The sequence below is a fragment of the Enterobacter sp. Lyrl_3 genome (genome assembly GCF_051948675.1).
GTDB classification, from domain to species: Bacteria; Pseudomonadota; Gammaproteobacteria; order Enterobacterales; family Enterobacteriaceae; genus Enterobacter; species Enterobacter cloacae.
Genome location: NZ_JAYJLI010000012.1, coordinates 99,723 through 124,017, shown reverse-complemented (window position 1 = coordinate 124,017; position 24,295 = coordinate 99,723). Strand labels below are relative to the sequence as shown.

General features: G+C 53.4%; 19 protein-coding genes and 2 pseudogenes. 9 read left to right on the top strand and 12 right to left on the bottom strand.

The window, feature by feature from the left end:
* The first annotated feature begins 122 nt into the window (after positions 1-122).
* The 4 genes from metA (at position 123) to aceK (ending at position 6,063) form a co-directional block, all read left to right on the top strand.
* The gene (gene metA / locus VF709_RS19040; RefSeq protein ID WP_013095021.1) at positions 123-1,052 is read left to right on the top strand and encodes a homoserine O-acetyltransferase MetA; all 930 of its coding nucleotides are present in this window, start codon (positions 123-125) and stop codon (positions 1,050-1,052) included.
* A gap of 270 nt (positions 1,053-1,322) precedes the next feature.
* Positions 1,323-2,924, top strand: a complete 1,602-nt coding sequence (aceB, locus tag VF709_RS19035; protein ID WP_013095022.1) for a malate synthase A — start codon at positions 1,323-1,325, stop codon at positions 2,922-2,924.
* Positions 2,925-2,956: 32 nt separating this feature from the next.
* Entirely contained in the window at positions 2,957-4,261 is a 1,305-nt protein-coding gene (aceA, locus tag VF709_RS19030; protein WP_023621409.1) for an isocitrate lyase, read from the top strand.
* A gap of 50 nt (positions 4,262-4,311) precedes the next feature.
* Entirely contained in the window at positions 4,312-6,063 is a 1,752-nt protein-coding gene (gene aceK / locus VF709_RS19025) for a bifunctional isocitrate dehydrogenase kinase/phosphatase (RefSeq protein ID WP_440232175.1), read from the top strand.
* A gap of 22 nt (positions 6,064-6,085) precedes the next feature.
* Here aceK and iclR read toward each other — a convergent pair whose 3' ends face one another.
* Positions 6,086-6,913 carry a glyoxylate bypass operon transcriptional repressor IclR gene (iclR, locus tag VF709_RS19020; RefSeq protein WP_013095025.1) on the bottom strand — a complete coding sequence of 276 codons (828 nt, stop codon included), beginning with the start codon at positions 6,911-6,913 and terminating at the stop codon, positions 6,086-6,088.
* Between the two features lie 193 nt (positions 6,914-7,106).
* Here iclR and metH point away from each other — a divergent pair, with 193 nt between their 5' ends.
* The 5 genes from metH (at position 7,107) to rluF (ending at position 14,167) form a co-directional block, all read left to right on the top strand.
* A complete protein-coding gene (gene metH, locus VF709_RS19015; RefSeq protein WP_149896868.1) occupies positions 7,107-10,790 on the top strand; it encodes a methionine synthase in 3,684 nt (1,227 codons plus the stop codon).
* A gap of 115 nt (positions 10,791-10,905) precedes the next feature.
* Positions 10,906-12,537, top strand: coding sequence for a Na/Pi cotransporter family protein (locus VF709_RS19010; protein ID WP_038418444.1), 1,632 nt, complete (start codon positions 10,906-10,908; stop codon positions 12,535-12,537).
* Between the two features lie 95 nt (positions 12,538-12,632).
* Positions 12,633-12,926, top strand: coding sequence for a type II toxin-antitoxin system CcdA family antitoxin (locus VF709_RS19005; protein WP_020686614.1), 294 nt, complete (start codon positions 12,633-12,635; stop codon positions 12,924-12,926).
* Entirely contained in the window at positions 12,926-13,243 is a 318-nt protein-coding gene (locus VF709_RS19000; RefSeq protein WP_023621410.1) for a CcdB family protein, read from the top strand. Before VF709_RS19005 ends, VF709_RS19000 begins: the two co-directional genes overlap by 1 nt.
* 54 nt (positions 13,244-13,297) lie before the next feature.
* On the top strand, positions 13,298-14,167 hold the full coding sequence (gene rluF / locus VF709_RS18995; protein ID WP_023621411.1) for a 23S rRNA pseudouridine(2604) synthase RluF: 870 nt from the start codon (positions 13,298-13,300) through the stop codon (positions 14,165-14,167).
* A 67-nt stretch (positions 14,168-14,234) separates the two neighbouring features.
* On the opposite strand, the gene panS is transcribed toward rluF, so the two are convergent.
* The 11 genes and pseudogenes from panS to VF709_RS18940 form a co-directional block, all read right to left on the bottom strand.
* Positions 14,235-15,179 (bottom strand): ketopantoate/pantoate/pantothenate transporter PanS, encoded by a 945-nt coding sequence (panS, locus tag VF709_RS18990; protein WP_128311365.1) that lies wholly within the window; start codon positions 15,177-15,179, stop codon positions 14,235-14,237.
* A 165-nt stretch (positions 15,180-15,344) separates the two neighbouring features.
* Positions 15,345-15,800, bottom strand: a complete 456-nt coding sequence (locus tag VF709_RS18985) for a hypothetical protein (RefSeq protein ID WP_149896890.1) — start codon at positions 15,798-15,800, stop codon at positions 15,345-15,347.
* 692 nt (positions 15,801-16,492) lie between these two features.
* Positions 16,493-16,990, bottom strand: a pseudogene (locus VF709_RS18980) (tail fiber protein); the annotation flags it as partial.
* A pseudogene (locus VF709_RS18975) lies at positions 16,983-17,504 on the bottom strand (phage tail protein I); the annotation flags it as partial. The pseudogenes VF709_RS18975 and VF709_RS18980, both read right to left, overlap by 8 nt.
* Positions 17,497-18,612, bottom strand: coding sequence for a baseplate assembly protein (locus VF709_RS18970; RefSeq protein WP_149896871.1), 1,116 nt, complete (start codon positions 18,610-18,612; stop codon positions 17,497-17,499). The gene VF709_RS18970 and the pseudogene VF709_RS18975, both read right to left, overlap by 8 nt.
* A complete protein-coding gene (locus VF709_RS18965; protein WP_149896872.1) occupies positions 18,603-18,962 on the bottom strand; it encodes a GPW/gp25 family protein in 360 nt (119 codons plus the stop codon). The genes VF709_RS18970 and VF709_RS18965 overlap by 10 nt, the downstream gene beginning before the upstream one ends.
* Before the next feature lie 97 nt (positions 18,963-19,059).
* Entirely contained in the window at positions 19,060-19,767 is a 708-nt protein-coding gene (locus tag VF709_RS18960; protein ID WP_149896873.1) for a phage baseplate assembly protein V, read from the bottom strand.
* A 9-nt stretch (positions 19,768-19,776) separates the two neighbouring features.
* A complete protein-coding gene (locus tag VF709_RS18955) occupies positions 19,777-20,817 on the bottom strand; it encodes a phage late control D family protein (RefSeq protein ID WP_149896874.1) in 1,041 nt (346 codons plus the stop codon).
* Positions 20,805-21,014 (bottom strand): tail protein X, encoded by a 210-nt coding sequence (locus VF709_RS18950; RefSeq protein ID WP_102891703.1) that lies wholly within the window; start codon positions 21,012-21,014, stop codon positions 20,805-20,807. Before VF709_RS18950 ends, VF709_RS18955 begins: the two co-directional genes overlap by 13 nt.
* Positions 21,014-21,967 carry a phage tail protein gene (locus tag VF709_RS18945; RefSeq protein WP_149896875.1) on the bottom strand — a complete coding sequence of 318 codons (954 nt, stop codon included), beginning with the start codon at positions 21,965-21,967 and terminating at the stop codon, positions 21,014-21,016. Before VF709_RS18945 ends, VF709_RS18950 begins: the two co-directional genes overlap by 1 nt.
* Positions 21,967-24,228 (bottom strand): phage tail tape measure protein, encoded by a 2,262-nt coding sequence (locus VF709_RS18940; protein ID WP_149896876.1) that lies wholly within the window; start codon positions 24,226-24,228, stop codon positions 21,967-21,969. The genes VF709_RS18945 and VF709_RS18940 overlap by 1 nt, the downstream gene beginning before the upstream one ends.
* Between the last annotated feature and the right edge of the window lie 67 nt (positions 24,229-24,295).

The window sequence follows — 24,295 nt, the reverse complement described above, 5'->3', positions numbered from 1 at the left end:
TCTCCCTCTCCTTGAAACTTTCTCACCTTTAGCTTGCAGACTCGACATTCACGCCAATTCTGGGTATCGTTGGCTGTCTGGATGTCTAAACGTTTATACGTATGCTGTGAGGATACAAGGTTATGCCGATTCGGGTGCAGGACGAGCTACCAGCCGTCAATTTCTTACGTGAAGAAAACGTCTTTGTGATGACCACTTCACGCGCGACAGGTCAGGAAATTCGCCCCCTGAAGGTGCTCATTCTTAATCTGATGCCGAAAAAGATCGAAACAGAGAATCAGTTCCTGCGCCTGCTTTCGAACTCTCCGCTCCAGGTGGATATTCAGCTGCTGCGGATCGATGCCCGTGAGTCGCGTAACACGCCTTCTGAGCATCTGAATAACTTCTACTGTAACTTCGACGATATCCGCGAGGAAAACTTCGACGGACTGATTGTCACTGGTGCGCCGCTGGGCCTGGTAGAATTTAATGATGTCGCCTACTGGCCGCAGATCAAACAGGTACTGGAGTGGGCAAAAGATCACGTCACGTCCACGCTGTTTGTCTGTTGGGCAGTACAAGCTGCGCTGAATATCCTCTACGGCATCCCCAAACAAACCCGTACCGAAAAACTTTCCGGCGTATACGAACACCACATTCTTCACCCTCATGCCTTGCTGACACGCGGGTTTGATGATTCGTTCCTGGCCCCGCATTCGCGCTACGCCGATTTCCCGGCGCAGCTGATTCGCGACTACACCGATCTGGAGATCCTGGCCGAAACAGAAGATGGCGATGCTTACCTGTTTGCCAGCAAAGATAAGCGTATTGCCTTTGTAACCGGGCATCCTGAATACGATCCACACACCCTCGCGGCAGAGTATTTCCGTGATGTCGAAGCGGGTCTCAATCCGGATGTGCCGTATAACTACTTCCCGAAAAACGATCCCCAGAACAAACCGCGAGCCACCTGGCGCAGTCACGGGAATTTGCTGTTTACCAACTGGCTCAACTATTACGTCTACCAGATAACGCCATACGATCTGCGTCACATGAATCCGACGCTGGAGTAATCTTCTGCATAAAACGATCCTAAAGCGTTTCAGCTATTCACATCAGGCACCTTCGGGTGCCTTTTTTATTTCCGAAATTCAACTCAACATACATTAAAACTTTAAACACATATTAATCAATAGGTTGAAGTTAAATTGAATTTAAAATGGAAATTGTTTTTGATTTTGGAAAAAATAGAGATAGTCTTAATTCTGCTGAGCGAAAACTACACAACGATCTTTCGTTCGCATTGGGGATGTGAATTTGGATCTTTGATGAGGAGCAGAGTGATGACTCAACAGGCAACGACGGTCGATGAACTGGCCTTTACCCAGCCGTATGGCGAGCAAGAACAGCAAATTTTGACGGCTGAGGCGGTTGAATTTCTGACTGAACTGGTGACCCGCTTTACGCCGCAGCGCAATAAGCTGCTGGCTGCACGCATTCATCAACAGCAGGAAATTGATAATGGCAAGCTGCCTGGGTTTATTTCGGAAACCGCTTCCATTCGACGCGGCGACTGGAAAATCCGCGGCATCCCTGAAGATTTGCAGGATCGCCGCGTTGAGATCACTGGCCCGGTAGAGCGCAAAATGGTGATCAACGCCATGAACGCCAACGTCAAAGTCTTTATGGCGGATTTTGAGGACTCCCTGGCCCCGGACTGGCGTAAAGTGATCGACGGGCAGATCAACCTGCGCGATGCCGTTAATGGCACCATCAGCTATACCAACGAAGCCGGTAAAATTTATCAGCTGAAACCCAATCCGGCGGTTCTGATCTGCCGCGTACGCGGCCTGCACCTGCCGGAAAAACACGTCACGTGGCGCGGAGAAGCGATTCCGGGCAGCCTGTTTGATTTTGCCCTCTATTTCTTCCACAACCACAAAAACCTGCTGGCAAAAGGCAGTGGCCCCTATTTCTACCTGCCGAAGACCCAGGCCTGGCAGGAAGCGGCCTGGTGGAGTGAGGTGTTCAGCTACGCGGAAGATCGCTTCAACCTGCCGCGTGGCACCATTAAAGCCACCCTGCTGATTGAAACGCTGCCTGCCGTATTCCAGATGCATGAAATCCTGCACGCTCTGCGCGATCACATTGTGGGTCTGAACTGCGGACGCTGGGACTACATCTTCAGCTATATCAAAACGTTGAAAAACCACCCCGATCGCGTACTGCCGGATCGCCAGGTTGTCACCATGGATAAACCGTTCCTCAGCGCCTACTCGCGCCTGCTGATTAAAACCTGCCACAAGCGCGGTGCCTTTGCGATGGGCGGCATGGCGGCCTTTATTCCGAGCAAAGACGCTGAGCGTAACAATCAGGTGCTCAACAAGGTGAAAGCTGACAAGGAGCTTGAAGCGCGTAACGGTCACGACGGCACGTGGATCGCCCATCCGGGCCTGGCCGATACGGCAATGGAAGTCTTTAACCACGTACTCGGTGACAACAAAAACCAGCTGTTTGTCACCCGTGATGACGATGCCCCAATTGCAGAAGAGCAACTTCTGGCGCCGTGCTCGGGTGAACGCACGGAAGAGGGCATGCGTGCCAATATCCGCGTTGCCGTGCAGTACATCGAAGCGTGGATCTCCGGTAACGGCTGTGTGCCCATCTACGGTCTTATGGAAGACGCGGCGACGGCAGAAATCTCCCGTACCTCTATCTGGCAGTGGATCCACCATCAGAAAACGCTCAGCAACGGCAAGCCGGTGACCAAATCCCTGTTCCGCCAGATGCTGGCCGAAGAGATGCGCGTCATTCAGGACGAGCTGGGCGAACACCGCTTCAGCAGCGGACGTTTTGATGATGCCGCCCGCCTGATGGAGCAAATCACAACCTCAGATGACTTAATCGACTTCCTCACCCTGCCAGGCTACCGCCTGCTTGCGTAAATCCACCACATAACAATATGGAGCATCTGCACATGAAAACCCGTACCCAACAAATCGAAGAACTGAAGAAAGAGTGGACACAGCCGCGCTGGGAAGGTATCCGTCGCCCATACAGCGCTGAGGAAGTGGTGAAACTGCGTGGCTCGGTCAATCCGGAATGCACGCTGGCGCAAAATGGCGCGGCGAAGATGTGGCATCTGCTGCATGGCGGCTCCAAAAAGGGCTACATCAACAGCCTCGGTGCACTGACCGGCGGTCAGGCGTTGCAGCAGGCGAAGGCCGGTATCGAAGCCATTTATCTTTCCGGCTGGCAGGTCGCGGCGGATGCCAACCTGGCCTCCAGCATGTATCCGGATCAGTCGCTCTATCCGGCAAACTCGGTGCCGTCGGTGGTGGATCGGATCAACAACACCTTCCGCCGTGCGGATCAGATCCAGTGGGCGGCAGGTATTGAGCCAAACGATCCGCGCTTTATTGACTACTTCCTGCCGATCGTCGCGGATGCAGAAGCCGGTTTCGGCGGCGTGCTGAACGCCTTTGAGCTGATGAAATCGATGATTGAGGCCGGTGCAGCGGCCGTACACTTCGAAGATCAGCTGGCCTCGGTGAAGAAATGCGGACACATGGGCGGCAAAGTGCTGGTCCCGACCCAGGAAGCGATTCAGAAACTGGTCGCTGCGCGTCTTGCCGCTGACGTGCTCGGCGTGCCGACGCTGGTGATTGCCCGTACCGATGCGGACGCGGCTGACCTGATCACCTCTGACTGCGATCCATACGACAGCGAGTTCATTACCGGCGAGCGCACCAGCGAAGGATTCTATCGTACCCATGCTGGCATTGAGCAGGCCATCAGCCGTGGCCTGGCGTATGCACCGTACGCGGATCTGGTCTGGTGCGAAACCTCCACGCCGGACCTGGCGCTGGCAAAACGCTTTGCCGATGCTATCCACGCCAAATACCCGGGCAAACTGCTGGCCTATAACTGCTCGCCGTCCTTCAACTGGCAGAAGAATCTGGACGATAAAACCATCGCCAGCTTCCAGCAGCAGCTGTCAGAGATGGGCTACAAGTATCAGTTCATCACCCTGGCGGGGATCCACAGCATGTGGTTCAACATGTTCGACCTGGCGCACGCCTACGCGCAGGGCGAAGGCATGAAGCACTATGTTGAGAAAGTGCAGCAGCCGGAGTTTGCCGCGGGTAAAGAGGGCTATACCTTTGTTTCTCATCAGCAGGAGGTGGGAACCGGTTACTTTGATAATGTGACCACGATTATTCAGGGCGGCGCCTCTTCCGTCACCGCCTTAACGGGGTCAACAGAAGAAGCGCAGTTCTAATCTTTTCCCCCTCTCCCCTCTGGGGAGAGGGTTGGGGTGAGGGGGAATCTATGTCGCGTGGTCTGGAATTACTGATTGCACAGACTATTTTGCAGGGCTTCGATGCTCAGTATGGTCGTTTTCTGGAAGTCACCTCCGGCGCGCAGCAGCGCTTTGAGCACGCCGACTGGCATGCGGTCCAGCAGGCCATGAAGCAGCGTATTCACCTCTACGATCATCACGTGGGTCTGGTGGTGGAACAATTGCGCTGCATTACCGACGGTAAAAACCCTGACGCGGCATTTTTACTGCGCGTTAAGGAGCACTACACCCATTTGTTGCCAGACTACCCGCGCTTCGAGATTGCGGAGAGCTTTTTCAACTCCGTGTATTGCCGGTTATTTGACCACCGCTCATTATCTCCTGAGCGGTTATTTATTTTTAGCTCCCAGCCGGAGCGCCGTTTTCGCACCATTCCGCGCCCGCTGGCGAAGGATTTTTTCCCCGACCACGGCTGGGAGAAGCTCCTGCACCGCGTGTTAACAGATTTACCGCTGCGTTTGCCGTGGGAGGATAAAGCCCGCGATATTGGCTTTATCATCGCCCATCTCCACGAATCCTTTGGCGAAGAGGCTCTCAGCCACTGCCATTTGCAGGTCGCCAACGAGCTTTTCTACCGCAATAAAGCCGCATGGCTGGTGGGCAAGCTGGTGACGCCCTCCGCCACCGTGCCGTTTCTGCTGCCCATACACCGTACCGATGACGGCGAACTGTTTGTCGATACCTGCCTGACCACCAGCGCTGAGGCCAGCATTGTGTTTGGCTTCGCCCGCTCCTATTTTATGGTCTACGCTCCGCTGCCTGCCGCCCTGGTGGAGTGGCTGCGCGAGATCCTGCCGGGCAAAACCACCGCCGAGCTGTATATGGCGATTGGCTGTCAAAAGCATGCCAAAACGGAAAGCTACCGGGAGTATTTGCGTTATGTCACCACCGCCGATGAGCAATTTATCGAAGCGCCCGGCATTCGCGGCATGGTGATGCTGGTCTTTACGCTGCCGGGATTTGACCGGGTGTTTAAAGTCATCAAAGATACATTCGCGCCGCAGAAAGAGATGACCGCAGCGCATGTTCGTGCCTGCTATCAGCTGGTGAAAGAACACGATCGCGTCGGACGTATGGCGGATACGCAGGAGTTTGAAAATTTTGTGCTGGATAAGCGGCAGATCGATCCGGCTTTAATGGCCCTGTTACTGCAGGAAGCACCAGCAAAAATCACCGATTTGGGCGACAAAATAGCGATTAGCCATCTGTATATCGAGCGCCGTATGGTGCCGCTGAATATCTGGCTGGAACAGGCCGACGGTCAGGCTTTAAAAGATGCCATTGAAGAGTACGGCAACGCGATTCGTCAGCTTGCCGCCGCCAATATCTTCCCTGGCGACATGCTGTTTAAAAACTTCGGCGTGACCCGACACGGGCGGGTAGTGTTCTATGATTACGATGAAATTTGCTACATGACCGAGGTTAATTTCCGCGATATCCCGCCGCCCCGTTACCCGGAAGATGAACTCTCCGGCGAGCCGTGGTACAGCGTCTCACCGGGCGATGTCTTTCCCGAGGAGTTTCGCCACTGGCTGTGCGCCGACCCGCGTATTGGGCCATTGTTTGAAGAGATGCATGCCGATCTGTTTCGTGCCAGCTACTGGCGCGGGCTGCAAACGCGGATCAAAAACGGGCATGTGGAAGATGTGTACGCCTACCGTCGTAAGCAGCGGTTTTGCATCCGGTTTTCTCCCTCTCCCTGTGGGAGAGGGCCGGGGTGAGGGCAACAGATCGCACTCAATCCTAGCGAATCCCACCATACGCCAGGGTGACCTCTTTCGCCGCCTTAATCACCAGCGCACCCAGCTCGGTGACGCGATCGTCGGTCATACGGGAAATCGGCCCCGAGATGGAGATAGCGGCAAACGGTTCGCGATGCTCGTCAAAGATACAGGCCGCAATGCAGCGCAGGCCCAGGGCGTGCTCCTCGTCGTCAAACGAATAGCCGCGCTTACGGGTCAACGCCAGATCTTCTTTCAGATGCACCGGTGAAACCAGCGTGGCGTGGGTATAGGCGTGCAGCCCTTTACGGTGCAGCAGCCCCGTCACCTGTTCCTCGCTCAGCTGCGACAGAAAGGCTTTCCCCGCGCCAGACGCGTGCATAGGCAGCTTACCGCCAATGGGGGCTGACATACGCATCAGCTGGGTACACTGTACCTGGTCAATGATGATCGCCTGATGATCGCTCTGGTCGAGCACGGCCAGATTCACGGTCTCGCCCGACTCTTCCATTAATTTGCGCAGGATAGGGTGCACAATCGCCAGCAGGTTGCGGCTTTGCAGGAAGCTGCTGCCGACGATGAACGCATGGGCGCCGACTGCCCAGTGTCCCAGCTCGCCAACCTGACGCACAAAGCCAAGCTGTTGCATGGTAGTCAGTAGCCGGTGCGTAGTGGAGTTCGGCAAACCAGCCTGTTGGGCCAGCTCCGTCAGGGCCACGCTGCTGTGCGACTCGGCTATCCATTCCAGCAGCTTCAAACCGCGTGTAAGCGATTGAACCTGTCCACCCTGTTGTGCGGCGGGGGTGGCAGCAGGTTTTCTGCCGCGTTTCGCGGGAACGGTCGTGACCATGACGATCTCCTTTTTCTGTATCGTGGAAATCATTTTCGTTTTATTTGGTGATTTTGCAACCGTTATCCTGACTGATCGGATGAGTGATAGTGAACATGTCTCATGTTACCGCCGTGTGACTTTTCCACCCTGCAAGATTGTGCCAGTATGAACCGCAGCCTTTTGGCCTGGTTGAGCGTTGTCGGGAGCAAGTGTGAGCAGCAAAGTAGAGCAACTGCGTGCGCAGTTAAATGAACGAATTCTGGTGCTGGACGGCGGCATGGGCACCATGATCCAGAGCTATCGCCTCAGTGAAGACGATTTCCGTGGCGAACGTTTTGCGGACTGGCCATGCGATCTCAAAGGTAACAATGACCTGCTGGTATTAAGCAAACCGCAGGTGATTGCGGATATCCACAACGCCTACTTCGAAGCGGGTGCGGATATCGTTGAAACCAACACCTTCAACTCGACAACCATCGCCATGGCGGATTACCAGATGGAATCCCTGTCGGCGGAGATAAACTATGAGGCGGCGAAGCTCGCCCGCGCCTGTGCCGACGCGTGGACGGCGCGCACGCCGGAGAAACCGCGCTACGTTGCCGGGGTGCTGGGCCCAACCAACCGCACCGCCTCTATTTCACCGGACGTAAACGACCCGGCGTTTCGTAACATCACCTTTGACCAGCTGGTGGCAGCCTACCGTGAATCAACCAAAGCGCTGGTGGAAGGCGGTTCCGACCTGATCCTGATTGAAACGGTTTTCGATACCCTCAATGCCAAAGCCGCGATTTACGCGGTGAAAGAGGAGTTCGAGGCGCTGGGCGTCGAGCTGCCAATTATGATTTCCGGCACCATTACCGATGCCTCTGGCCGTACCTTGTCCGGGCAGACCACCGAAGCGTTTTATAACTCTTTGCGCCACGCGGAAGCGCTCTCCTTCGGCCTGAACTGTGCGCTGGGTCCGGATGAGCTGCGCCAGTATGTGCAGGAACTGTCACGTATTGCGGAATGCTACGTCACCGCACACCCGAACGCCGGTCTGCCAAACGCCTTTGGCGAATATGATCTGGATGCAGACACCATGGCGGCGCAGATCCGCGAATGGGCCGAATCCGGTTTCCTGAATATCGTTGGCGGCTGCTGCGGCACCACACCAGAGCACATCGCCGCCATGAGCAATGCCGTGGCCGGTCTGCCGCCGCGTAAACTGCCCGAGCTGCCGGTTGCCTGCCGTCTCTCCGGCCTTGAGCCGTTGACTATCGGCGATGACAGCCTGTTTGTGAACGTTGGGGAACGTACCAACGTCACCGGTTCCGCTAAATTCAAACGCCTGATCAAAGAAGAGAAGTACAGTGAAGCGCTGGACGTTGCCCGCCAGCAGGTAGAAAGCGGCGCGCAGATCATCGACATCAACATGGATGAGGGGATGCTCGACGCCGAGGCGGCGATGGTACGTTTCCTCAACCTGATCGCCGGCGAGCCGGATATCGCTCGCGTGCCGATCATGATTGACTCCTCCAAATGGGAAGTAATCGAAAAAGGGCTGAAGTGCATTCAGGGCAAAGGTATCGTCAACTCCATCTCAATGAAAGAAGGGGTCGATATCTTTATTCACCACGCGAAGATGGTGCGCCGCTACGGCGCGGCCGTGGTGGTGATGGCCTTTGATGAAGTGGGCCAGGCGGACACCCGCGAGCGCAAAATTGAGATTTGCCGCCGTGCGTACAAGATCCTGACCGAAGAGGTAGGCTTCCCGCCGGAAGACATCATCTTTGACCCGAACATCTTCGCCGTCGCCACCGGGATTGAAGAGCACAATAACTACGCCCAGGACTTTATCGGCGCGTGTGAAGACATCAAACGTGAGCTGCCGCATGCGCTGATCTCCGGCGGTGTCTCGAACGTGTCGTTCTCGTTCCGCGGCAACGACCCGGTACGTGAAGCGATCCACGCCGTATTCCTCTACTACGCCATCCGCAACGGGATGGATATGGGGATCGTCAACGCCGGACAGCTGGCGATTTATGACGATCTGCCCGCAGAACTGCGCGACGCGGTGGAAGATGTGATCCTCAACCGCCGTGACGACGCCACCGAGCGGCTGCTCGATCTGGCAGAAAAATACCGCGGCAGCAAATCGGACGACGCTGCCAACGTCCAGCAGGCCGAGTGGCGTAGCTGGGATGTCAAGAAGCGGCTGGAATATTCGCTGGTAAAAGGCATCACCGAATTTATCGAGCAGGATACCGAAGAGGCGCGCCAGCAGGCCGCCCGGCCCATCGAGGTTATCGAAGGGCCGCTGATGGACGGCATGAACGTGGTGGGCGATCTGTTCGGCGAGGGCAAGATGTTCCTGCCGCAGGTGGTCAAGTCCGCGCGCGTGATGAAGCAGGCCGTGGCGTATCTGGAGCCGTTCATCGAAGCCAGCAAAGAGCAGGGCTCCAGCAACGGTAAAATGGTTATCGCCACCGTGAAGGGCGATGTGCATGACATCGGAAAGAACATCGTCGGTGTGGTGCTGCAGTGCAATAACTACGAGATTATTGACCTTGGTGTCATGGTGCCGGCGGATAAAATCCTCAGGACCGCGCGCGAAGTCAATGCTGACCTGATTGGCCTTTCGGGGCTGATTACCCCGTCGCTCGACGAGATGCTTAACGTGGCGAAAGAGATGGAGCGTCAGGGCTTCACCATTCCGCTGCTGATTGGCGGGGCGACCACCTCAAAAGCGCATACTGCGGTGAAGATTGAGCAGAACTACAGCGGCCCGACGGTCTATGTTCAGAACGCCTCGCGCACCGTGGGCGTGGTCTCAGCGCTGCTCTCCGACACCCAGCGCGATGACTTTGTGGCCCGGACCCGCAAAGAGTACGAAACCGTCCGCATTCAGCATGCCCGCAAGAAACCGCGCACCCCACCGGTGACGCTTCAGGCGGCGCGCGATAACGATCTGGCGTTTGACTGGGCGAGCTATACGCCGCCGGTTGCCCATCGTCTGGGCGTGCAGGAGGTGACCGCCAGCATCGAAACGCTGCGCAACTACATCGACTGGACACCATTCTTTATGACCTGGTCGCTGGCGGGCAAATATCCGCGCATCCTGGAAGATGAGGTTGTCGGCGAAGAGGCGAAGCGCCTGTTTAAAGACGCTAACGACATGCTCGACAAACTCAGCGCCGAGAAAGCCCTTAACCCGCGCGGCGTGGTGGGGCTATTCCCGGCTAACCGCGTGGGCGACGACATCGAAATTTATCGCGATGAGACGCGCACTCACGTGCTGACCGTAAGCCATCACCTGCGCCAGCAAACCGAAAAGGTCGGGTTTGCCAACTACTGTCTGGCCGATTTTGTTGCGCCGAAGCTGAGTGGTAAAGCCGACTACATCGGTGCCTTCGCCGTGACCGGAGGTCTGGAAGAGGACGCCCTGGCGGACGCCTTTGAAGCGCAGCACGATGATTACAACAAAATCATGGTCAAAGCGATTGCCGATCGTCTGGCGGAAGCGTTCGCAGAGTATCTGCATGAGCGCGTACGCAAGGTTTACTGGGGCTACGCGGCGAATGAAAATCTCAGCAATGAGGAGCTGATCCGCGAAAACTACCAGGGGATCCGCCCGGCACCCGGCTACCCGGCCTGTCCGGAACATACCGAAAAGGGCACCATCTGGCAGCTGCTGGACGTTGAGGCCCATACCGGAATGAAACTGACCGAATCTTACGCGATGTGGCCTGGGGCATCGGTATCCGGCTGGTACTTCAGCCATCCGGACAGCAAATACTTTGCCGTGGCGCAGCTGCAGCGCGATCAGATTGAAGATTATGCACTGCGTAAAGGCATGAGCGTCTCTGAAGTGGAGCGTTGGTTAGCGCCGAATCTCGGCTACGACGCCGACTGACGTCACTTTTCCTTACAACTAACAGGGCGCTCATTGAGCGCCCTGTCTCTTTCTTACGTTTAAACCCTTATACTGACCTAAGGAAAATGAATAACGATAAGGAGGATAACCTTCCGTGCTGACCCTGTTACATCTGCTCTCGGCAGTCGCACTGCTGGTCTGGGGCACCCATATTGTCCGTACCGGCGTGATGCGCGTGTTTGGCGCACGTTTACGTACCGTTCTCAGCAGCAGCGTGGAGAAGAAACCGCTCGCCTTCTGCGCGGGCATTGGCGTAACGGCGCTGGTTCAGAGCAGTAATGCGACCACATTGCTCGTGACATCGTTTGTCGCTCAGGATCTGGTGGCGCTGGCCCCTGCACTGGTTATTGTGCTGGGCGCTGACGTGGGTACCGCGCTGATGGCACGTATCCTGACTTTCGATCTCTCCTGGCTGTCGCCGCTGCTGATATTTATCGGGGTCATCTTTTTCCTTGGACGTAAGCAGACGCGCGCTGGTCAGCTTGGACGCGTGGGGATTGGCCTCGGGCTGATTCTGCTGGCGCTGGAGCTGATTGTGCAGGCGGTCACGCCCATTACCGAAGCCAACGGCGTGCAGGTTATCTTCGCCTCGTTAACCGGCGATATTATGCTGGATGCGCTCATCGGCGCGGTGTTTGCCATCGTCAGTTACTCCAGCCTGGCGGCGGTGCTGCTGACGGCCACGCTCACCGCCGCAGGGGCGATCTCCTTCCCGGTCGCACTGTGTCTGGTGATCGGGGCTAACCTCGGCTCGGGCCTGCTGGCGATGCTCAATAACAGCGCTGCCAATGCTGCCGCGCGCCGCGTGGCGCTCGGCAGTCTGCTGTTTAAGCTGGTGGGCAGCCTGATTATTCTGCCGTTTGTGCACCCACTGGCGAACCTGATGGACAACCTCTCTCTGCCGAAGGCAGAACTGGTGATCTACTTCCACGTCTTCTACAACCTGGTGCGCTGCCTGGCGATGGTGCCGTTTGCCGAACCAATGGCGCGCTTCTGCGAACGGCTTTTACGCGATGAACCGGAGCTGGATGCGCGCCTGAAACCGAAGCATCTGGATACCTCCGCGCTGGATACTCCTGCACTGGCGCTGGCCAATGCCGCCCGCGAGACTCTGCGCATGGGTGATGCCATGGAAACCATGCTCGAAGGCCTGCAAAAGGTGATGCACGGCGAGCCGCGGGAAGAGAAAGAGCTGCGCCGGCTGGCGGATGATATCAACGTGCTCTATACCGCTATCAAGCTCTATCTGGCGCGCATCCCGCAGGATGAACTGGCGGAAGAGGAGTCCCGCCGCTGGGCGGAAATCATAGAGATGTCGCTTAACCTTGAGCAGGCTTCGGATATTGTGGAACGGATGGGCAGTGAAATTGCTGACAAATCTCTGGCCGCCCGCCGCGCGTTCTCCGTCGAAGGGCTGAAGGAGCTGGAAGCCCTGCACGAACAACTTCTGAGCAACCTGAAGCTGGCGATGCTGGTCTTCTTCTCAAGCGATGTGCCGAGCGCACGCCGTCTGCGCCGCAACAAGCATCGCTTCCGTATCCTCAACCGCCGCTACTCGCACGCCCACGTTGAACGTCTGCACCAGCAGAACGTGCAGAGTATCGAAACCAGCTCCCTGCACCTGGGGCTACTGGGGGATATGAAACGCCTTAACTCATTGTTCTGTGCGGTGGCGTACAGCGTGATGGAACAGCCGGATGAAGATGACGAGCGGGATGAGTATTAATCCCTGAAAGCGCCTCGCAAAACCCATTTGCGAGGCGTGACGCTTTATAAAGAGCAATTTACTCTTCAGACCTTATATTTTGAAGGGAATAGAAAATGCTCGTTTATTACGCTACACTTCGCCAATTCATGCGCATTCCAATGGGGGTTCTCATGCGCACTACCCATGGTATTAAAAAATCGGTCAATGTTTCGTTAGCACCTGAAATTCTTGAAGAAGCGCGACGGCTTAAACTCAATCTCTCTGCTGTACTCACGACCGCTCTACAGGAGCAGTTTCGTGCGCATCAGCGCGCAGAGTGGTTAGCAGAAAATAAAGCGTCTATAGAGGCCATCAACCAGTGGGTTGATGAAAACGGCTCCTTTAGTGATTTTCAGAGGTCGTTCTGATGGAGCAATATTTTGCTTATGAGAATGAAGGCAATGGGAGAAAAGCCTATCCATGGCTTATTAATATGCAGCACCCTGTTGCTAATGTGATGAAACATGTACTTGTCGCTCCCGCCGTTGAATTAAGCCTGCTGGGCGGCATTCGTCCGCCTGCGAAAGTGTGCCCTGTCGTTGAAATCGCGGGTAAGCCCTGCGTTGTCATGATGCATATGCTGTCAGGCATATCTTCAAAAGAGTTAGGTGAACGTGTTGCCGATCTCACTGACAACAGTGCTTCATTGCGGGATGCACTCGATTTTCTGATCAACGGTTACTAGGACTTTTTTGTCAGCCGCAAGGTAAGGTATATTTCGCCCTTCACAGGAGAAACTATGCTGCCAACTCAATCAACCCGATTAAACAAATACATTAGCGAGAGCGGGATCTGCTCACGTCGCGAGGCGGACCGTTACATCGAACAAGGTAATGTGTTCCTCAACGGCAAACGCGCCACTATTGGTGACCAGGTGATGCCTGGCGACGTGGTCAAAGTGAATGGTCAGCTCATCGAACCGCGTGATGCAGAAGACCTGGTGTTTATCGCGTTGAATAAACCGGTTGGGATTGTCAGCACCACAGAAGATGGCGAGCGGGACAACATCGTTGATTTCGTTAACCACAGCAGCCGTATCTTCCCGATTGGCCGTCTGGATAAAGACTCGCAGGGGCTGATTTTCCTCACTAACCACGGCGATCTGGTGAATAAGATTCTGCGTGCCGGGAATGACCACGAGAAAGAGTATATCGTGACGGTGAATAAGCCGGTCACGGACGAATTTATTCGCGGCATGGGCGCCGGTGTACCCATCCTCGGTACCGTCACGAAAAAGTGTAAGGTGAAGAAAGAAGCGCCGTTCGCGTTCCGCATTACCCTGGTGCAGGGCCTGAATCGTCAGATCCGCCGTATGTGCGAATACTTCGGTTATGAAGTGACGAAGCTGGAACGCACGCGCATCATGAACGTCAGCCTGTCCGGTATCCCGCTGGGCGAGTGGCGTGATTTAACCGATGATGAACTGATCGAGCTGTTTAAGCTTATCGAGAACTCCTCGTCTGAAGCAAAGCCGAAGGCCAAAGCCAAACCGAAAACTCAGGCGATTAAACGCCCGGTCGTGAAAGCACCGCAGTCGGAAGAGAAAGGGCGAGGCAAGCCCGCGGGTAAACGCTTTACGCAACCGGGACGTAAAAAGAAGGGGCGTTAAGCCCCTTTTTTCCCCGGCTTGCGCCTGCGGAGAGTGTAGGTCGGGTTAGCGTAGCGCCACCCGACTGTTAAAGACGATATTCATCTGTTTTCTGTGGTTTTTCTTCTATCGGTTTGCCGGACCAGTATCCCGCCAGCAGCGAACCGGACAGGTTATGCCAGACCGAGAAGAGCGCACCAGGCAGAGCCGCCAGCGGCGAGAAGTAAATTTTCCCGAGTGCCGCTGCCAGACCGGAGTTCTGCATCCCTACCTCAATTGCCAGCGTCCGGCAGGTGGATTCATCGAAGCCAAACAGTTTCCCGCCCCAGTATCCGCCCAGCAGGCCAATGGTGTTATGCAACACTATCGCGATAATCACGACAAAGCCCACGGATGCAATGTGCGACGCAGAACCGGCCACCACGGCGCTGATGATGGCCAGAATACAGACCATCGAAAACGCAGGCAGATAGGGCTCAACGGCTTTTACCACGCGCGGGAACAGGTGGTGAATGACAAGGCCCAACGCGATCGGAATCACCACGATTTGCAAAATGCTCAGCAGCATTCCCATCACGTCCACCTGAATATGGGCGTCAACGTACAGGCGTGTTAGCAGCGGCGTGGCAATCACACCCACCAGCGTGGATACCGAAGAGATGGTCACGGAGAGCGCCACATCGCCTTTTGCCAGATAGATCATGACATTGGAGGCGGTTCCGCTGGCCACGCTGCCCACCAGCACCATCCCGGCGGAGAGGTCGGGTGGCATCTTAAAGGCCATTGCCAGCAGCCAGGCCGCAAGGGGCATCACCAGGTAGTGCAGGAAAATCCCTGCAGCAACCGGAGCCGGGCGCGAGAGCACGCGTTTAAAGTCGTCGATTTTTAGATGCACACCCATGCCGAACATAATCAGCATCAGCAACGTGGTCACCCACGGACCAATGCCCGTGAACGTAGTGGGGGTGTAATACGCGAGTATGGAGAGCAGCAGCGCCCATAACGGGAACAGCCGGGTGATGGCGGCAAGCATAATGTTTTCCTTGCGATCGATATAGTTGAGTTTGCTTTTTATAAACTGACCTGGATCGAGCCAGACCATAGCAATGGTGTATCGCTTAAGGGATATTTATTCAAATAAATTATATTCATAATCCGTAGTGAAGGATTACCCGGCCTGGTTAAAGCCGGGTATTGTTTACGGATTGAATTGCCAACTGCTGACGAGAGCATACAGGTGATTGGGTGAGTAGCGCCAACTCTCATTGAGCTGAAGAAATTCAGCGCAGAACTCACTGCAAAATAACCGTTCGCGTTTTTCCCGATTGCCTAATACGATACCTATTGCACCCTGCCAGTCGTAACGTTTTCCGCTATGTTTACGAAAAAATGCTTCCACTTCCTGTTGACTCGCCTGCAATGGTAATTTATCCCACTTGTCGTCAGGCAATGGCATCAATTTTCCCCGTACGCCACGATCGCGAAACGACGCGGAGTAGCATAGATACTCATTTCCGCCGTGTTCTATCGCCAGTTCACAGTGAGAGTAGATACCGCGGGTGACTTTGCGAGTCACCCAGTCGGCCAGTCTGGCAATGCCACGGTGTTCCGTTCTCCCCTTATAGCAGGCGAGCCAGACTGTGTTTGTGCTCATGGTTGCCATGCCTATGGGACCATAATAAGATCAGCAATAAGAACAAGATAGAGTTCGTATACAGTTTGTATCCTTTTTTATTACCATATAACCTTTACAAATCCCTGAGATCCATTGCCAGCGGGATATATTGCAGAAGAACCAGGCAGAGAAGCTACTCCTGAACCGCCTGCTCCATACCCTGAAGCATTATTACTTAAAATGTGTATGTTGCCGTTTATTAAATTATAAACTCCCTTCCCGCCTATCCCGTAGGGGCTATTTTCACCATCCCCTCCGGGAACTGCTTTATAAGCAAGATCTGTCTCAGTGGGACAAGGATTGTGTATGCCAGAAAGATAATGTCCATTTCCACCAAGAGCTTTTAGAGTGCCAAAATAGGAGTCTCCTCCGGGCGAGCCAGCAGAATCTGAAGTAATACTCGAGGGATTTCCAATTCCACCCGCCCCTCCCTTTCCTACGATAATGTTAATCTTTTCACCTGGTGTAACTATTACCGTTGACATAATCGGTGAGGCAGCTAATCCTCCTGGTCTGTATTTATTTGAACCGAAATTTCCCATGCCACCATTACCACCACCAATTAACTCAACAAAGACCTTTGTCACTCCTTTAGGTACAGTAAACACTCCATCTTCAGTATAAAAAGCAAAATTGCCTAAATATCGTGTATCGGCATCAGAACTACTTAAAGCTGCATTCGCCTTATCCATAGCCGCTTTCACCGCGCTCGGCGTCGCTGCTTCGGTGGTACTTGTGCTGTTGGTCGCGTTATTAAGCTTTACAATCCCTTTTTGCGTCAGCGTACCGTCAGGAACACCGCTAATCTGATTCCAGGGATGAGTATGACTAGCCGGTGCTGCTGCATTGGCCTTATCCATTGCCTCTTTTACCGCACTTGGTGTAGCCGCTTCGCTAGTGCTGGTACTTTTAGTCGAAGCATTAAGCTTAACAATACCTTTTTGAATCAACGTACCGTCCGGAATGCCGGTAATCTGGTTCCAGGTATGTGTATGATTCCGCGCTTCAATCATTGCCGCTTTTACCGCTTTCGGGGTGGCGGCTTTGGTTTCATCGTCACTATCAGTGGCATTACTAAGCTGCGTAAAACCTTTCTGCGTGAGTGTTGCATCCGGGTGATGAGTTGAGTTTTCATGTTCGTCCAGCCGTGTATCCACATAATCCCGTGTAAAGGGCGCAGCCAATAACAGGGATAGCGCTTTGGTTAATTATCCAGACGATTAGTGCTTCCAGTTTGGAGCGCACATTTTTGTATTCATGAATAAGATCTACAAGGTTATTAAATAGATGCTCGTTCATGCCTTGATTGCTTAAGTTAACTTCTACTTTAAAGAAGTAAGCTTTCCCGTCATATTCAAACCATTCGGAAACGATACCCGGCAACGAGAGTATTTCGAGTACGCGACGAACGGCCCAAGGGGTTCCTTTATATTTATGTAACTCTATTGCCTGTTTAATTAAATTTCGTCTCTCCTGCTCATCTTTCGCAAATAACCAGCCCTCAAGTCCCTGTATATGAAATTGTGAAGCCAGCGACGGTAGTGCTGAGGCATCAACTAAATCGACCAGATAAACCAGCAGTACTGTAAGATCGATTTGTGAAAAACGTTCGGCAGCTATATTTGCCAGAATAGAGAAACGCTCGTCACTGGCCAGCGGTGGTGGCAAAAGCAATTTATCCATCGCTAACTCCAGCAATGGTCACCTCAATGGCGGTACATTCCGCCCATTCATGTGCTTTTAATACCTTTTTGAGCGGCATATCCAACGCAACATCGTAAACGCCTTCGACCTGTAGCACTTTGATAATCTGGTTTGGCACAATATCCTGGCCTAACCGGGTCTGGCGTTGTTGAACCCATGTACTCAAGGCTTCGCGTGCGGCAGCCAGCGTCGTTTCCTGATCGGCGGTGGTAAAGAGCGTCAACCGAGCGAAAATTTGATAAGGCACTCGTGGCGATTTTTTGGCGCTGACCTTATCGGTTAGCGGACGCTTTTTCTCTTTACAGACTTCCCGTTCGATCTGTTCAAGGAGTTCAGCACCAGGCAGACCGTTCAGGGTAAGCGGATAAATCTCTACGCAGCCTTCCGGCAGTCCTTCATCCGGCCCCAGCACAGCGACGTCAATGATCGACTGGCTGACGGAAAGGGTATGAAAACGATAAGCACCATAGCTTCCTGCGTTACTAAAACTTTCTGGTGCCAGCCGGATTCGCTCACGCAGCGCGTCATCGCTTTCTTCACCACAACCGCCTGTAGATTCGGTCAGGTTAATGACAGTGATATCGTAACCACTCACGCTATCCACCAGCGCACTGATTTGCGCTGGTTGCCAGCCGTTGCCGGATTCTCCAGCGACGACACAGGTTGCGGTTATGGCAACGCTCAGACTTCCAGAGGGGAGGAGGATATCCTCATCTGTGGCGAACATCACGCTGTCGGATGCGCTGGCACGGGTTCCCTGTGGAATCAGTACGTTGCTTTTACAGGCATTTGCCACAGAAAATTGCAGCGTGGTTTTTGCCGCCTGTGGCGGCAGGCGATGAACACCAACCAGTTCACCTAAATAATCCAGCATAGGGGCGCGTGAATACGCGACCAGGTTTTGCTTCGCCGCCTCCTGAACGGCGATGCGGACAAGGTTTTCACGATAAGCAAACAGGTCAATGAGCAGTCGCTCAGCCTGCGCCGGGTAGAGTTTTTTACCGCTGGCTTCTTCATACTGTGCGATCATTTCACTGGTGATTTGCGCAGGGTCGCGATCGATAAAATTGGGTTCGGCTATCGCCATAACACCTCCGTAGAGTTGATTACGCCGTCTGCGGCACGCCATTGCACGTGTAATGTCAGATGTTCACCGTCAATAGCTGGCGTCACCTTCAGCAACTGGCAGCGAGGTTCCCATTTGCGAATAGCTTCCACGGATTCCCGTACAACATGTGGAATGGCTCGCTCGATCGGATAATCGATGTAGCGCCACAGATTGCTGCCAAAAAGTGGCCTGTGGGGATCGCTGCCGCGTGGTGTGCGCAGAATGATATGTATCGCCTGATGAATGTCGTCCAGCCCACAGACATGTTCTTCAGGACGTTGCAAGGCAGGTTGCCAGTGCAGGGTTGAGGGTCGTGTTTTTGTATTCATGGGGCTATTTTCACCCCGATATGATGCGAACGATAATAAAGCGCTTTAGGAAAATATTTGATTAAAAAAGAAAAACCCGCCTTAGCGGCGGGCTGGATTAATAGCCGTGGGAATGGTGATTTGAGTTTCCTCCGCCGTCCATAACGGAACCGCTGACGTTCACGTTGCCCTGAACGTTGACATTGCCGGTGATTACCGCACTGCTGCCAACGCCTCCGCTACCCATCATGCCACCGAGCCAGGTCAGCTTTTTCATTATCGTGACATCACCGGTAAAGGTAGTGAGTGGCGCATTGACGGCAACGTCCAGAGCCTTCACGTCAACAGTCGATGCCTCAATGCTCACATTCGTCGCTTTTACATTTACGGTGTCAGATGTCACCAAAACATGCTGCGCTTTAACCTCAACCTGTGGTGAGGTGAGACGAGTTGTATCCCTTACCTCAATAATAATTTTTTCAATCCCACCGTTAACGGTGAGCTGGTGAGACTTTCGATCGTATTCAAAGGCTGCCCCATCAGAAAAATGTACGTAGCGCTTATCGCGTGATACGAGTGGTGCAGTATCGACGGTAGAATAGACAGCTCCCAGAACAACACCATCTTCACCATTGTTATCAAGCAGAACCTCCACCTGCTCGCCAATATCCGGTAACCAGTAGTCTTTATTTTCTTGCGTATTGCGTTGCAGGACGGGAAGCCAGTTGCTGCGTAAGTTATCGCATTCTGGCAAGGTGACTCTGACGCGAACCGCCGTTTCATCAATATCGCTGATAATGCCTGTCTGACGCGTTACTCCTTTCATATTGCCTCCTTACTGGCTGGTTGCCGGCCCGCGTGAAACGTCGATTTCCGTGGTGTAGCCGCTACGCGAGAAGCGGTGGATTGTTTTATCAATCAACCACTGGCCGGAAAGTACACCAAAACCGTTCAGTTCGATCTTATTACCTGCCGTGAGCTGAGGACAGCCCATCATACTGAGCGTACCGGTCTGCTGGTATTCGTTGTGGCTATCCAGTGCGGCATTGGCCTTCGCCTGAGCTGTACCTGCATCTGGCGCCCGGATGTTTATTTTCAGGGTATCGGCGCTGGTTGCTGCACCGCGTGCAGACGGTTTTTGTTGGCCATCATGCGTATAGATAACCAACTCTTTTTGTTTACTGTTCTGGTGTTGCACCGTGGCATTTTTGTAGATGCGGTTGATCGTATCCTTGAATGAATAGTGTGAAATATCAATTCGGTTAAGCGTCTTCACCGGCGCCAGACAGCGCAACGTCGGCAGATGCGAAAAGATGAGTTCTTTCGTCGTTACCTTCACGGTATAACCATATTCTCCTGCAAGACGTTTCAGAAACGCTACGTCAGTTTCCGCATATTGTGTGACGCGATCGATAGTTAGTGATTCGATTTGTCCGACCAGTGTCAGACCATGCTTTTGTGCAATACGACTGGCGATGGCGAAAAGTGTTGTTTCTTCGAAGCCCTGACTGTTCTTCGTGCGCAGCGCTTTGCTAACGGAAGTGGCTATTCCGTCAATATTGACCGTTGAGGGTGGCGCACTAATATCTATTTTATCAATGACATAAGACCCGCAATTCAGTAGATCCTCACCCTGATATCCCAGATGGAGCGTCAGTGTGTCGCCTTTACCTGGGTACCATTCATTTATCCAGCGTCCGGTACTATCTTCCAGCGTAATTGCAATCACATCCGATTCGTTTTTAATACTGTCGCTGTAGCTGATACTGGTGACATAAGGTGCTATGTCGTAGGTAATTTCCTTATGACCGTACCAAAGGGTGAAAACAGGCGTCAGGGTAGCAATCCCCCCGCCGGAAACCGTTATCTCAGCCATGGTGGTAACTCCGAGGACGTTTGCGTGATGCTGATGACAGGAATAATCAACCGCATGCCTGACGGTAAAACAGGAAGGATCGCGACATGTGGGTTGGCCGCAATGATTCGCTCGTAGGCCAATGCATCGCCGTAATAGCGCCAGGCGAGGTTATCCCAGCGTTCACCCTCTGTCGTAACATGTTCAAGGTAGCGCATTACAAACTCCTCGTAATATCTGCAGCAGCAAGTTGGCTTACTTCAGACGCGCTTTTTTGCATAGTGCTGCGCCCCTGATTGACCAGCAATGCGGCGCTATCGTAAGTGGCTTCTGCTACGCTGCTAGTGATGACATTAAACAGAGATTCGGCTTGTTCAATGAGTGTTGAGGCGTCCCTGGCGCATTCGCGGATCCCCGGCAGGCTGCCTATTAGCGCCTGTATTTTTGCTGCCAGCGCTTTGGGCAGTCCTGCCAGGGTTTGCAGATCCAGAGGTTGTCGCAATAGCGCTTCCACCGAGTCGATCGTCTTTTTCAGTGAGTCGATAATATCGCTACACTTCTTCTTCAACGCTTTGGCTTCCTTAACCAGCTCTTGTGCCTGTGCGACCTTTTTTTTAATGTCATCAATGGTGTCGGCCATGTCGTCCATCATCTCTTTGGCATCGCGCATTCCATCCTCAGCAGCGCTCATAAGGTCATCGAACCAGGCGTCGCTGAGCTCAGGGAAATCATCCAGCATTTCGTCAATATTCGGCTCCTGAGTGGTAATAGCCGGAGGCAGCAGCGGATCCTTCGGATCGCCAGTGTATTCCTGCAACGTCAGGCTCCCGCTCTGGGCTATAACATTGCCACAGGGATCTGTGTGCTGGTGGCTGGCGCTCAGATCGGTAATTACAAACCAGCCGCGATAATCCCCATTGCCAAATACCAACGCCATCGCCTGATGTGCAGTCATCGCGGTGCGCAAGCGATTGAATTCTGTTGACGGCTGGCAAAACTGGCTGTGAAAACTGAATTGCAGAGTGATTTTTTCCAGCTTATCGCCAATAAATTGCACGCCAGGTTTGCCTTCAATACGAGCATGGCTGGCATAATCTACGCCCAGTGTGGTTTCAAAGGCGTCCCAGTATGCAACGACTTCAAATTCAATCTCTCCTAAAACGGCATACATCAGGCATACCCCCGGCGCTGTTGTTGCGCCATTACGTCATTAATCATTTTCTCCAGTTCCCGTTTGCATAGCGTCATGACGTTTTTAACCTCGCCAGCCGTGTTTTGCCCGTGGCCCTGGACTGTAACCTGCGGTGAAAAGTGCACCTGGATATTGCCCAATGATCGGGACGGCAGCGTATAAGATTTTGAGCGGTGTGATGCAGGCGCTGTCGCTGTTGAGGATGTTGCGGCGGGTTTAACCCCAGGCGTGAGTGCCGTTCCGGCTATACTGGCGCCTGGTTTTTCCGTGTTGATCCCTAATGTGCTTTTTGCCCAGTCCGGGATAAGACCTTTTATTTTCTCAATTGCGCTATTCAGGAACGGCAGGGCTTTGAGAATGCCATTGATCAGACTATCCAGAATATTGCTGCCGAATTCGCTAAAGCTGGCGGGAAGAACAATACCAAACCAGTCCAGAACGCTGGCGAAGACGTTATAAAATAGCCCCAGCGGTGACCAGTCCATAATTAGGCGTGTAATACCGCCAATACCACCGTCAAAAGCCGCTTTAATATGAGTCCAGAGGCCGGAGAAGAAACCGGAAATAGGTTCCCAATAGCGATAGATTAAATAGGCTGCGCCAGCGATGGCGGTGATAGTCAGGCCGATAGGGTTCATCAGCAGCGCGCGGCCGAGCCAGATAAATGTTTGGCCGACCAGTTTCAATCCGCCAACCAGAGCACGGCCCAATAAAGACGCCACTATTTTTACGCCGTTTCCAAACGATCTAAGCACCGATAGCGCAGTACTGGCCGCCCCGCCCAATGCGAGGCTGGCTTTTACCCGCAGGAAGATATCGATCAGGCGAATAAAAGGCGATGCGATAAGGTTCGCTGCCAGTTTCATAATATTCAGCGCACCGCTGAATAACCAGATAATACCAACAACCTTAGCGATGCCCTGCACTAGCGCCGGGTTTTCCCGCAGCCAGGCGCTGAATTGCCTCACTAGTGGCGTAATATTTTGTGTCAGTTCACTCATCGCCGGCAAAAGCTCCTGGCCAACGGTAAGCCACAGGTCGTTAAGGGTGAGCTGTAGTGCTTTGGTTTGCTCTGCCGACGATGTCATTCTCAGGTCAAAATCATTATTGATAAGATCTTGATCTGCTGCCCGTATTGTCGACGCTTTTAGCTGACGGTATTCATCCAGATTTGCCAGCATAGGGGCAAGGAAATCAAGCGTTTGCGTATCGCCAAACAGGGCGCCGAGGTTAAATTTATGCGCCATTGCAATTAGCGCCTCTCTACGAGCGGACTGATCCTCCATTTTCATAGTCTGTTTGAAGGTTTCAAGGATCTGTGGATGCATTTTTTCCAACTGCATCTGCACGATATGTGCCATCGCTTCCGTCACGCCTATCCCGTTTTGCTGATGCTCCAGCAACGATCCCTGGAGATCCACGCCCTGACTGGCAAACCAGTTATCCGTCTCTTTTGAAAAGGTTGATTTGAGGAAATGATCGAAATTTTCCGAAGCTGCTCTGAAGCTCGAGCCATTTTTCATGGCGATTTGCATCGTTGCGGTCAGCTCCGCAAGTCCTTCTTTTCCTTGTAGATTGGTTTTGTCGGCAAAAACATTAATCCACTGTGTTTGTTCTTCAACAGAACCGCCACCGCCTTTTGCGACGCTGTACAGCATGTTTTGTGTGGAACGGAAGTTATCAGACGCAATTTTCAGTTTGTCATGGGTGGCAATCGCCGCCCGCGCCCATATTTGCGCACTGTCGCGGGTTGTCGTTGCGGCTTTGGCGATATCAGGCACGTAGTGGCTAAGATCCTGCAATGCGGTGACGCCGCCCTCAACCATCGTGAAAGTAGCGTTTTGCAGCTCTTTTTGATCCTGATTGAACGCAAGGCTCCAGTCACGGATATTCGAGTTTAAGGCGTCCTCCGTGGCATTATTCATGCTGCCTTTAACCGCTATATTGACCATATTGTCCTGGAATTCGTAGGGTAGCTTCCAGTCGGGCGTCTCGACGTTTAAAAGTTTGCCTGATTGTCCGACAAAACTTTGCGTTTTTCCCACTAATTCAGTGAGTTGCTTGTCGTTTTCTTCCCGTCGGAGGGCTGACTCAGTAAGCTGTTGTGTCAGCTTGGTTATTTTAACTTGCTCGGTACTGAGTGTTTGTAGCGTGCTGGCGTTTAGTGAGCCGTAACGGGCTATTGCCTGCGTCAACGCCTCATTACGCGCCTGGAGCTGAGTAATAACATCGTTGGCCAAAATAATTTTCCGTATAAGTGAATAGTGCCCGGTAACAGGTTTGCCAGAAAAGGAGCAGAGAAGAGGT